Source organism: Sorangium sp. So ce590, assembly GCF_051521365.1.
Taxonomy (GTDB): domain Bacteria; phylum Myxococcota_A; class Polyangia; order Polyangiales; family Polyangiaceae; genus Sorangium.
In genome coordinates this window covers 7,165,396-7,177,218 of the sequence record NZ_CP150346.1, presented here as the reverse complement: position 1 = coordinate 7,177,218, position 11,823 = coordinate 7,165,396, and the positions used below count along the sequence as shown (strand labels likewise).

Below are 11,823 nucleotides of genomic sequence, written 5' to 3'. Positions count from 1 at the left end.
CTGTCGCCGCGCAGTGAGCCTGGAGAATGCGCGCCGCGTCATCGCCGCCCTCACCTACAGGCACGAAGTCCTACGCAGCTGGAGCGGAATAGTCTACCCTGGCGGTGTCTCGGGGAGGTTGTCGTCCATGCGCAGACGAACGCTGCGTTCCTCGGCCGCTTGTGTGCTTCGGCTGGCTGCGCTCGTCGCGTCCGGCGCTGCGGCCGCTTCATGTCATGAGCCGCTCGACACGACGCGGAGGGCGCCGCCCACGGCGGCGGTGGGCCACGGGCTGGGCGACGACGTCTTCGGCATGCTCTGCGACCGCGTGGGCGCGTCGAGCCTCGTCGAGGACCCCACGGGCGCCTCGTACCAGCGTGTCTGTCACTATGACCGCGAGGGCCGGTACGAGGACGAGGTCGACGTCTCCCTGCTGCCGCCCGTCTCCGGCGAGCGGGCGGAGCGGGCGCGCAGGCGCGGCGTGGCCAAGGTGGAGGCCATGGCGCGGTGGCGCGGCGACCTCGTGCGCGCCGTCAACGCCGCGGTGCCGGACGTCGAGATCGACAACGTCGCGCCCGGCGAAGGGGGCGGCGAGATCCGGCTGCACGACGCCTTCCTGAGCCTGTCGCACACGATCGCGCCGCTCTACGAGACGAACCCGTTCGACCCGAGCCCCGGGGCCGAGGCGGTCCTGCCGGCATCGACGCGGGGGCTCGGGCGGCTCCTTGACGCGTTCATCCACGGCAGCGCGGAGAACGCGGCCCGGGACGAGGGGGAGAAGAAGACACGGCGAGAGCGGGCGCCGATCGACTGCGACCGGGCCGAGGAGGGGGCGGAGCTCGTCTGCGCCCTCGCCAGGATCTGGGGGCGCCAGGGCTACCGGTCGGTGGAGGTGGGGCTCGGCGCGGTGCGCGCGGCGCTCGCGTACCCCGGCCTGCGCCCGATGACCGTGGCGGCGCTCGACACGATCGGCCCCGGCGGGCCGGGGGCGCCCGCGCTCCAGGCGCTCTTCGCGGCCGGCAAGCAGGAGCTGGCCGCGCTCTCGCCGGAGGAGCGGGCGCCGCTCTCGGTCGACGCGCCCACCGCGCAGCCGAACCGCCCGCGCACGCTCCTGGAGCTCGCGCAGGCGGCGCTGCTCGCCGAGCACGACGCGTTCGCCTCGCCGCCGTCGAGCTTCATCGCCCGCCGCGACGGGCGCGGGTGGGTCCTCCCCCGGGGCGACGGGGTCCCCGCGCCGTTCGCCGACGCCGACCGCGATGGGCTCGCCGACGTCGACGCGTCCGGCAGGTTCGTGGACGAGCGCCGCGCGCCGCTCGCGATCGACCCGCCGTTCGCCATCCCCGGGGTCACCTCGCCGCCGCGGGACGACTTCGGGCGCCTGTCGCCGGAGCTCTACGCCTACGTCGACACCTCCGAGACGCTCCTCGGCGCGGCGCTGCGGGCGATCGTGCCGCTCGTCGACGGGACCCGGTACGCGGGCAAGGCCGACCCCGAGCCGTGGAAGACCGAGCACGAAGGCCTCATGTACGCCCTCGCCGGCGCGTACCTGCTCTACGGCGACCGCGAGGAGGCCCGCCACGACCCCCGCAGCGACCGCATCGTGCCGGCGGGCGAGGCGTGCGACGGCTGCCTCGTCTACCGCCGCTTCCGCGGCGAGGACTCGCCGCTGGCCGACCTCGCGCACGCGCTCGGCCAGGTGCTCGCCGACAAGGACTCGGACGTCCTCCTCCTCACGCTGATCGAGCTGCTCGAGGACCACGAGGCGGAGCTCGCCCGCATGACCGGCGCGGCGCTGCGCATCCGCGATCTCGCCCGCAAGCACGACCGGCTGGCCGCCGAGGGCGCGGAGGCGGCCGCGCAGATCGACGGCGAGGCGCCGCTCTGGGACGAGCTGGCGGTGGTGCTCGACCGGGCCGTCGAGCAGCCGGGGCTCGTGGCGCGCCTGATGGAGGCGCTCGCGAGCGACGCGCTCCTCGCCCCGCACGGCAGCGCGCAGCACGCGGGCGACGCGATCGCGACGATGCTCAGGAGCCGCGACATGTACGCCTACGACCCGGCGGTCCTGAACGGCCCGGCGATCAACCTCACGGTCGGGGCGCCGTCGACGGCCGACCCGCGGACGCCTGTGGACCCGACGAAGCCCAGGATCGGCGACAACCGCTCGGCCATGGAGCGGCTGATGCACCTCATGCACGACACCGCCGGCGTCCGGCAGTGCAACAAGGAGGGCGCGACGGTGAGCGCCTTCGAGGTCACGGTGCCCTTCCTCGAGTTCGAGGAGTGCGAGCTGTTCCAGATCGACAACCTGGCGGCCTTCTACCTCGACTCCCTGCTCCCGGAAGGGGACGGCAAGAAGGCAGAGCTCAAGGTCAAGCCCACCGCCCTCGCGCTCGCGGTGACCGATTCGGTGCTCGAGTCCTCGAGCGGCATCGACGGCCTGACGGGCCACCCCACGCCGGCCGCGCTCAGCCGGCTCATCTACTTCGGGGCCGACTCGGGCAGGTTCCCGGGGCTCGTCGATCTCGACCCGCTGCGGGACCTGACGAACTCGACGACGAACCTGTTCATCTCGGGGACGCTCGAGCCGGCCGGCACGATCCACTGCCCGAAGAACGCGCTGGGCGTGAACGCGTGCAGCTCCCCGGAGAACCTGATCCGGATCCGCCACCCGGGGACGACCTTCCTCATCGAGCGGCTCGGGCTCGGCGCGTACCTGAGCCCCATCGTGAAGGCGTTCGCCGACGTCGCCCCGGACACCACCGGCGAGGAGATCCTGATCGATCTCTTCAGCACGGCGTACCGGCACTGGCCCGGCAAGGAGCACGGGCCGGAGTGCATCAAGGCCGGCTCGCCGGCGACGAACACCGCGTACTGCTCGGAGGCGGGGGTGAACAGCTACGAGCCGCTCCTGGCCGACGCGCTCCAGGCCGAGGACGTCATGGCGTCCTCGGTGGCGTTCGCCGGGATGCTGATCGACCCGTCGGCCCCGGTGACGGTGCAGCGCGGCCCCAGGGCCGAGCAGACCTGGACGAAGGCGCAGGCGATCGAGAAGCTCGCGCGGATCTTCTTCAGCACCCGTCACGCGGCCAGCGTGGGCATGGTCGACCGCTGGGGAAAGAAAAGCGCGACGTGGGCCGACGGCCGGACCCAGGACCAGCTCACCGCGTTCACCCTCCTCGCCGACGCGCTGAACGGGATCGACGCGCGCTTCGAGCAGAGCGCAGCGCCCGACGCGATGGCGCGAAAGGGCCAGTGGAAGCGCGCCACGGACGAGCTCGTCGACGCGCTCCTCGCGGTCGAGGGATCAGGGCCGGAGACCCGGTTCAAGAACCGCGCGCTGCCGAGGATGGGCGCCCTCGTGCTGCGCGTCCTCCGCGAGCAGCTGAACGCGCGCTGCCCCGATCGCGAGACGACCGGGCGGTGCGTCTGGGCGCAGGAGGAGCTCGGCAGGAAGGTGAGCGACATGGTGAGCCACCCGCTGTTCGCGGCCGCGGCCGACGTCTCGGAGGCGATCCGCGCCCACGAGCCGGCGCGGCGGGAGCTCGAGCGGTTCCTCACCTACCTGCTCGACGAAGGCGCCGGCGGCGCCCCGCTCCGCGCGCTGCTGGCGACGCTGGCCGACGCGCTCCAGCTGCTCGGCGACGAGGACACCCTGCTCCCGGCCCTGAAGGCCGCGTCGACCGCGCTGACCCCGGCGGGCGACCCCGGCGGCCCGGGCGCGGCCGACGCGGGGCTCGAGGCGCTCAGGGCGCTCAACGACGATCGGTACGACCGGTATCACGCGATGGATCACGTCCTCCCGGCGCTCGTGACGCCGATGGACGACGGCCGCGCGCCGCTCGAGGTGTTCCTCGACGCGTTCGCGGACGTGCACCGCGTCGAGGCCGCGAGCGGCGAGCCGCTGATGGCGGAGGACTACCGGCAGGTGTTTCTCACGGCAAGGGACTTCCTGACCGACGAGACCCGCGGGCTCGAGCAGCTCTACACCATCATCAGGAAGCGGCCTCGCGAGTGACCCGCGCGCGTCCATCCACGCTCCGCGCCACGCTCCTCGCGGCCTCCGCCGCCGGCGCGCTCGCGCTGCTCGCGGGCGACGCCGGCGCGGCCGGGCTGTACTTCACCGAGCGCGGCGTCCGGCCGTCGTCGCGCGGCGGGGCGTACATCGCCGGCGGCGACGATCTCGGGGCGATCGCCTACAACCCCGCGGGCGTCTACGAGGCGGGCACCCAGGTCCTGCTCGACGTCGGGCTGTTCGAGTGGCGCAGCGAGCACACGCGCCAGGCGATCGTGCGGCAGGTCGATCCGAACACCGGCGAGCCGACGGGCGCGAGCTTCGTGCAGACGATGGATCCCGTGACAGGCAGCGCGCCGGTGCTGCCGATCCCCACGCTCGCGGCGTCGTTCCGGGTCGACCCGCGATGGGTCGTCTGGGGCGGGATGTGGGCGCCGTACGCGGCCCTCTCCAGCTACCCGGAGCAGGTGAAGGGCATGCCGGCGCCGCAGCGGTATGCGCTGTTCACCCTCGAGGGCTCGGCGCTCGCGTTCCTCGGGGCCGGCGCGGCGTACGCGCCGTCGCCCGAGTGGCGCCTCGGCGCCGCGCTCGGCGCGCTGGTCGGCACGCTCAACAGCCGGATGGTGGTCTCCGGGTGCGTCCCGGAGCGGATGTTCTGCGCGCCCGAGGATCCGGACTGGGACATCCACTCCGAGCTCACCGTCGGGCCCATCGTGGCGCCGACGGGCCAGCTCGGGGCGCTCTTCATCCCGACCCCGCGATGGCGCATCGGCCTGGCCTTCCAGCTGCCCGTCTGGGTGCGCGCGCCGGCCACCTTCAGGGCGCGGCTCCCCGCGGCGCCCGTCTTCGAGCGCGCGGTCCAGGAGGGCGAGGACGCCGACATCTCCTTCGATCTGCCCTGGATCCTCCGCGCCGGCGTGGAGGCGCGGCTCGTGGACGACCTGCGCGTGGAGCTCGGGCTCGGCGTCGAGGGCTGGGGCATGCACGACGACATCCGCGTCGAGCCCGACGGGGTGGTGCTCCGGAACGTCGCCGGCTTCCCCGAGGCGTTCCGCGTGCCCCCGGTCGTGGTCCCCCGGCGGTTCGAGAGCTCGCTCTCCGCGCGGCTCGGCGGCGAGTATTCCTTCGAACTCGCGGGCAAGCGGTGGGCGCTGCGCGCCGGCGTGAGCCTCGAGCAGAGCGCCGTCCCGCCCGAGTACCTCTCGGTCCTCACGATCGACGCGACGAAGCTGACGACGGCGGCCGGCCTCGGCGTGCACCTCGGGAGGTGGCGCCTCGACGCGAGCTATGCGCACGTCTTCGCCGCGGACGTGAGGGTCGACCCGAGGGAAGCGCGCCTCCCGCAGGTGAGCCCGGTGCAGGGCAATCCGCCCGAGAACCCGAACACCATCAACGGCGGCGCGTACGGCGCCCGCGCGAACGTCGTGGGGCTCGGCGTCGCCTACACCTTCGACGAGCGCGCGAGCGGCGCTACACCGCCCGCAGCTCGCGCAGCCGCTCCGTGAGCCGGGGGCCGTCGAGCCAGCTCAGGTCCTTGTCGACGCTCGTCTCGATGTGATGGCTGACTTGCTTGCTCACCGTGCTGCGGAGCAGGCCGAGGAAGTGCGGCGGCGCGATGAGCACCAGCGAATCGTAGGCGTGCTCGTTGAGACCCTTCTCCAGCACCTCCGCGAGCTCCTGGGCGAACTTCTGCTTCTCGACCTCCTTGGGATCGGTCTCGGGCGCCGCGCCGGACCGGCCGAGGTACTGGCCGCCCGCGCCGCCGCCGAGGTTGCCGTTCCCGCCGGGGGTGCCGTTCGGCTTCCGGCCGTGCGCATCGGCCATCAGATCCCGCACGCGCGCCCGGCTCTCGTCATGATTGTAGGACTCGAGCAGGGTAAAGCCCTTGCCCGCAGGCTCTTCACGGTAGAGCTGGGCACGGCTTGCGTCGGAGACCAGGATCCACGTCTTCCGTGCTGCCTTGTTTGCCATAAGCCTCCACAGGGAATCAACCCTTCGCTTTGTCTACGTTAAAGACCGACCCCGCACATCGCAAGCGGCCGGAGAGCCCAGACCGGCGGGATTCGACCGGATTGCACGCCGCGACACCGGATCGAGCAGGCTCATCCACCTCGTGCAGCGCGAATTCGAGGAGAGCGGGAGACGGCGAGAGCCCCTCAGGAAGTTGTTGAGGGACAAATACGGTCGTCGGTGTACGAGAGGGGGCCGCTCCTCGGCGTCGCCCTCGGTCGCCTGCGCGCGCTCTGCTCGGCGCGCGCTCGGGCCGGCGCCCCTCCGCCCGCGCGCGCCTCAGCGGAACCGGTCGGTCGCCTCGACGAGCTCGTGCAGGATGCCGGGCTCCATCGCCGAGTGCCCCGCGTCCGCCACGATGCGCAGATCGGACTGGGGGAGCGCGCGGTGGAGCGCCCACGCGCTCTCCGCCGGACAGACGACATCGTAGCGGCCCTGCACGATGACCGTCGGGAGATGGCGGATCCGGTGCGCGTCGTCGAGCAGCTGCGTCTCCGACGTGAAGAACCCCTTGTTCATGAAATAGTGGCACTCGATCCGGGCGAACGCGAGGGCGAACTGCTGTCCTGACGTCTTCGCGACCAGCTCCTGGTTCGTGAACAGGCAGCTCGTCCGCCCCTCCCAGACGCTCCACGCCCGCGCCGCCTGCTGCTGCACCTTGGGATCGGGGCTCGTGAGCCGCCGGTGGTAGGCCGTGAGCAGATTGCCCCGCTCGGCCTCGGGGATGAACCCGAGGTACTCCTCCCATGCGTCGGGGAAGATGGCGCTCGCGCCTCGCTGGTAGAACCAGTCGAGCTCCTGCTTCCGCAGGAGGAAGATGCCGCGCAGCACGAGCTCCGTCACCCGCTCCGGGTGCTTCTCGGCATAGGCCAGCGAGAGCGTGCTCCCCCACGAGCCGCCGAACACCTGCCAGCGCTCGATCCCGAGGTGCTCGCGGAGCGCCTCCATGTCCGCGACGAGGTGCCAGGTGGTGTTCTCCTCCAGGCTCGCGTACGGCGTGCTCCTTCCGCTGCCCCGCTGGTCGAAGAGCACGATCCGGTAGACGGCCGGGTCGAAGAAGCGCCGCTGCTTCGGCTCGGTGCCGCCCCCGGGGCCGCCATGCACGAAGACCACCGGCTTGCCGCGCGGATTGCCCGACTCCTCGAAATAGATCTCGTGAAGATCGGAGACGCGGAGCCTCCCGGCGCGGTACGGCTCGATCTCGGGATACAGCGTTCGCCTCTGGGTGCCTGTCGTCGTCATGCCGCTCCCGTCCGTCGACCCGGCGTGAAGCCCGCGTCAGCGCGCGCCAGCCTACGCCAAGGCGCGCCGGGAGGGGAGAGGGCGTGGAGGGGAAAGGGAGGGGAACCGCGGGGGGCGGCGGTGGCCACCGGCCGGGAGGCGCCGGCCGGGGGGCGCCCGCGGATCAGCCGGCCGGCGCGGCCTCGCGCGCCTCGGGCCTCGCCGCGCCGCTGTACAGCGCGTCGAGCGCGGGCGCGTACTTCTGGAGCGCCACGCGCCGCTTCAGCTTCAGGGTCGGCGTGAGCATCCCGTTGTCCGCGGTGAAGTCCTCGGCCGAGAGGGCGATCTTCTTGATCTTCTCGAAGGACTTGAAATCCGTGGCGTACTGGTCGACCTCCGCCTGGAGGTGCGCGACCACCCGCGGGTGCTTCAGCATCGCGTCGGGCGACTCGAACGAGAGCCCCTGGGCCCGCGTCCACTCGGCGAGCGCCGTCATCTCGGGCACGATCAGCGCCACGTTGAAGGGGCGGTTGTCGCCGTAGATCATCGCGCCGTTGATCAGCGGAGACAGCTTGATCTTCTCCTCGAGCGGGGCCGGCGCGACGTACTTGCCGTTCTCCAGCTTGTACTGCTCCTTGATGCGGCCCGTGATGTAGAGATAGCCGTCGTCGTCGAGGTAGCCCAGATCGCCTGTGCGGAAGCCGCCGTCCTCGGTGAAGACGGCCTTGTTCTCCTCGTCGCGCTTGTAATAGCCCACCATGACGTTCGGGCCGTAGATGACGATCTCCCCCTGCTTCGGATCGTGCGTCTCCGACTTGTCGATGACGACCCGCACCCCCGGGATCGCCTTGCCGACGCTGCCGAGGCGGCGGGCCCCCGGGTAGTTCACCGTGGCGACGGGCGACGTCTCGGTGAGGCCGTAGCCCTCGTAGACGGTGATGCCGAGCGCGTCGACGAACTCGGCCACCTGGTAGGAGAGCGCCGCCCCGCCGCTGATCGCGTACTTCAGCTTGCCGCCGAACTTCGCGCGGATCTTCGAGAAGATGACCCGGTCGGCCGCGGCCAGGGTGAGCCGCTCGACGAGGCCGAGGGCCTCGCCCTTGTTCTGCCTCGTCGCGGCGCGCAGCCCGGCGCGGAACAGGCCCTGGATGAGCGCGGGCTTCTCCGTCATCTGCTTCTGCACGCCCTCGTAGATGCGGTTGAAGATCCGCGGGACGCTCATCAGCACGGAGGGGTGCACCTCGGCGAGGTTCGCGACGATCTTGTCGACGGACTCGCTCAGCGCCATCGACGCGCCGACCGTGATCATCACGTGGAGCTCGCCGGTGTGGCCGAACGAGTGGGCCCACGGGAGGAACGACAGGCTCCGGTCGCCGTTGCCGAACGGGATGAGATCCAGCACGGCGCAGACGTTGGAGGCGATGTTGCCGTGCGAGAGGATCACCCCCTTGGGATTGCCGGTCGTGCCCGACGTGTAGATGAGGCACGCCGTGTCCTTCGACGTCGGCTGGATGGCCGGCGCCGGGCTCTCCTCGCCCGCGGCGAGGAGCTCCTTGTACGAGGTGGTCCGCGCGCCGGGGACGCCGTCGCCCGCCCCGCCGGGCTCGAACAGACAGACGAGGTGCTTCAGCGAGGGCGCCTTCTCGGGGAGATCCTTGCACTTGCCGTGGATCTGCGGCGTGGCGACGATCGCGGCCACGGCCTCGCAGTCGTTGATGATGAACGCCCACTCTCCCGGGAGCTGCGCCTCGTACATCGGCACGACGGCGACGCCCATGCTGAAGCAGGCATAGGCCGAGACCGCCCACTCCACACGGTTGTTGGAGATGAGGGCCACCCGATCGCCCCGCTGGACGCCGAGCGACGCCAGGCCGCCGCGAAACCTGGCGACGAGCTGCCCGAACTCGGCATAGGTGATCCAGTCCCAGCGGCCCTCGGTCTTCGTACCGAAGATCGGCTGGGGGCCATGAAGCTTCAGCGAGCGATCCAGCAGTTCTACCAGGTTTTCCAGTTTCGCCATCGGGTCTCCTCCCGGCCCGATTTTTACCATGGTAACGCGCCGGCTCTGCGTCCTTTCGGCGGCGCGCGACGCTTGGGGTCACCGGGCCGGCGCCGCATCTGTCCCGCCCGGGCGCGGCGCGCCGCGCGGGAGGCGGCGCGCCGCGCGCCGGCTGCGGGCGCCTCCCGCGCGAGGTGGCGGCCTCGGGCCCCTTCTGTTAGAGGGTGCATCGCTTCAATGCCCCGGTATTCGATCACGACGTTCGGCTGTCAGATGAACGTGCACGACTCCGAGCGGATGCACGACGTGCTCCGCCGCGCCGGCTACACCGAGGCCGGCGGCCCCGAGGAGGCGGACGTGCTCGTGCTCAACACGTGCAGCGTGCGCGAGAAGGCCGAGCAGAAGCTGCGGAGCGAGGTGGGCCGGCTCGCGCGCTGGAAGCGGGAGCGCACCGACCGGGTGGTCGTCGTGGCCGGATGCGTCGCGCAGCAGGAGGGGGAGCGCCTGCTCAAGCAGATGCGGACGATCGACGTCGTGGTGGGGCCCGACAACATCCCGGAGCTGCCGGGCCTGCTCGGCGACCTCGCGCTCGGCGGGCTGCCTGTCGCGCGCACGGTGTTCGACCTCGACGCGCCCCGGTTCCTCCTTGCGTCGCCGTCGCCCTCGTCGCGCGCCGCGCCGACGGCGTTCGTGACCATCATGAAGGGCTGCGACGAGCGCTGCTCGTTCTGCATCGTCCCGCACACCCGCGGGCCGGAGCGCTACAGGTCGAGCGACGAGATCGTCGCCGAGATCGCGGCGCTCGTGGCCGCGGGGACGCGCGAGGTCACCCTCCTCGGCCAGACGGTGAACAGCTACCGCGATCCGCTCGGCGCGCTGCCGCGGGCCCCCGGCGCGAGCGCGGACGACCCGGACGAGAGCGAGTTCGCGGCGCTGCTCCGGCGCGTCGCGGCCGACGTCCCCGGCCTCGCGCGCCTGCGCTACACGAGCCCGCACCCGCGGCACCTGACGCCCTCGCTCGTCCTCGCCCACGCCGAGCTCGCCGTGCTGCCGCGCCACGTGCACATGCCGGTGCAGTCGGGCAGCGATCGGGTCCTCCGGCGGATGATCCGCCGCTACACGCGCGCCGAGTACGTCGCGAGGACGCGGGCGCTCGTGGAGGCGGTCCCGGGGCTGACGCTCTCGACCGACATCATCGTCGGCTTCTCGGGCGAGACGGAGGACGACTTCGCGGCGACGCTGTCGCTCGTGCGCGAGGTCGGGTTCAAGGGGCTGTTCGGCTTCAAGTACTCGCGCCGCCCGCACACGCCCGCGCTGAAGCTGCCGGACGACGTGCCCGAGGGCGTGAAGGGCGAGCGGCTTTCGCGCCTGTTCGAGGCGAGCGAGGCGCTGCTCGCCGCCCACCTGTCGGGCCTCGTGGGGACGACGCAGGCGGTGCTCGTCGAGGGGCGCGACAAGGAGCGCGGCGCGGGCGGCGCGCGCGGCCAGGGCGGCGCGCTCTGGTCGGGCCGGACGGGGCGCCACGAGATCGCGCACATCGAGGGCGCGGGGGAGCTCGATCTGCTCGGCGAGGTCGTCGAGGTCTCGATCGCGCGGGCGAACAAGCACTCGCTGCAGGCCGAGCTCACGGAGGCGGCGCGCGCCGCGGCCCGGCCGCGGCAGCGGGGCGGCGCGGAGCCGACGCGGCGCTCGCTGCCGGTGGTCGCCGCCGAGGGGGGCTGACGTGGCGCTCGTCCTCGACCTTGGCGGGGCGTCGCCGCGGCTCGGGCGCGACGTGTTCCTCGCGCCGAACGCGACGGTGATCGGCGACGTGACGCTCGGCGACGAGGCGAGCGTGTGGTTCGGCGCGGTGCTGCGCGGGGACATCGGCGCGATCCGCATCGGCCCGCGGACCAACGTGCAGGACCTCGCGTGCCTGCACCTGACGAGCGGCGTCTCGGAGACGATCGTCGGCGCCGACGTCACCATCGGGCACGGCGCGATCCTGCACGGCTGCCGCGTCGGCGACGGGTGCCTGATCGGGATGGGGAGCATCCTGCTCGACAACGTCGTGATCGGCGAGGGCTCGGTGATCGCCGCGGGCGCGGTGGTGCCGCCGGGGAAGGTGATCCCGCCGCGGTCGCTTGTGCGCGGCAACCCGGCCCAGGTGATGGGCGAGGTGCGGCCGGACCAGGCCGAGCTCGGCAGGCTGGGCGCCGCGAGCTACGTGGAGAACGCGAGGCGCTTCCGGGCGGCGCTCGCCGCGGCGACCGCGGCCGGCGCGCCGGGGGCGGCGGCGGCGAGGCGCGATGGTGGCGCGATGGACGAGGTGAAGAGGCCATGAAGATCACGGTGAACGGAGAAGCGCGCGAGGTGCCGGCGGCGGTCACGGTGCGGAGGCTCGTCGAGCTGCTCGGGCTGACCGAGGGGCCCGTGGCGGTGGAGCGCAATGGCGAGGTGGTGCCGCGGGCCGAGCACACGGCCGCCGAGGTCGCCGAGGGCGACGTGATCGAGATCGTGCACTTCGTCGGCGGCGGCTGAGGCTGCCCGGCTGGCAGCTCCAGAGCTCGGCAGGGCCCTCGACGGCCTAGCGATCTTCCAGTTCGTCCGCGATCCGGCTACC

At 72.5% G+C, this 11,823-nt stretch carries 8 protein-coding genes; 5 read left to right on the top strand and 3 right to left on the bottom strand.

The genetic code is table 11. The features are described from left to right. Positions 1–163 precede the first annotated feature (163 nt). Both WMF28_RS26780 and WMF28_RS26775 read left to right on the top strand, forming a co-directional pair. Positions 164–3,994 (top strand): hypothetical protein, encoded by a 3,831-nt coding sequence (locus WMF28_RS26780; protein ID WP_437596160.1) that lies wholly within the window; start codon positions 164–166, stop codon positions 3,992–3,994. After that, positions 3,991–5,496 (top strand): OmpP1/FadL family transporter, encoded by a 1,506-nt coding sequence (locus WMF28_RS26775; RefSeq protein ID WP_437596159.1) that lies wholly within the window; start codon positions 3,991–3,993, stop codon positions 5,494–5,496. The genes WMF28_RS26780 and WMF28_RS26775 overlap by 4 nt, the downstream gene beginning before the upstream one ends. Here the strand turns inward: WMF28_RS26775 and WMF28_RS26770 are convergent. The 3 genes from WMF28_RS26770 to WMF28_RS26760 form a co-directional block, all read right to left on the bottom strand. Continuing rightward, positions 5,462–5,962, bottom strand: coding sequence for a host attachment protein (locus WMF28_RS26770; RefSeq protein WP_437596158.1), 501 nt, complete (start codon positions 5,960–5,962; stop codon positions 5,462–5,464). The genes WMF28_RS26775 and WMF28_RS26770 overlap by 35 nt on opposite strands. 318 nt (positions 5,963–6,280) lie before the next feature. Beyond that, complete coding sequence (gene pip, locus WMF28_RS26765) at positions 6,281–7,243, bottom strand: prolyl aminopeptidase (RefSeq protein ID WP_437596157.1); 963 nt, start codon at positions 7,241–7,243, stop codon at positions 6,281–6,283. A 163-nt stretch (positions 7,244–7,406) separates the two neighbouring features. After that, positions 7,407–9,242 (bottom strand): AMP-dependent synthetase/ligase, encoded by a 1,836-nt coding sequence (locus tag WMF28_RS26760; RefSeq protein ID WP_437596156.1) that lies wholly within the window; start codon positions 9,240–9,242, stop codon positions 7,407–7,409. A gap of 216 nt (positions 9,243–9,458) precedes the next feature. Here WMF28_RS26760 and miaB point away from each other — a divergent pair, with 216 nt between their 5' ends. From miaB to thiS, 3 genes are read left to right on the top strand one after another with little or no spacing between them, the layout of a single operon-like run. Next, positions 9,459–10,943 (top strand): tRNA (N6-isopentenyl adenosine(37)-C2)-methylthiotransferase MiaB, encoded by a 1,485-nt coding sequence (miaB, locus tag WMF28_RS26755; RefSeq protein WP_437596155.1) that lies wholly within the window; start codon positions 9,459–9,461, stop codon positions 10,941–10,943. Between the two features lies 1 nt (position 10,944). After that, the gene (locus tag WMF28_RS26750) at positions 10,945–11,544 is read left to right on the top strand and encodes a gamma carbonic anhydrase family protein (protein ID WP_437596154.1); all 600 of its coding nucleotides are present in this window, start codon (positions 10,945–10,947) and stop codon (positions 11,542–11,544) included. After that, positions 11,541–11,741 carry a sulfur carrier protein ThiS gene (thiS, locus tag WMF28_RS26745; RefSeq protein ID WP_437596153.1) on the top strand — a complete coding sequence of 67 codons (201 nt, stop codon included), beginning with the start codon at positions 11,541–11,543 and terminating at the stop codon, positions 11,739–11,741. The genes WMF28_RS26750 and thiS overlap by 4 nt, the downstream gene beginning before the upstream one ends. Positions 11,742–11,823: the final 82 nt, after the last annotated feature.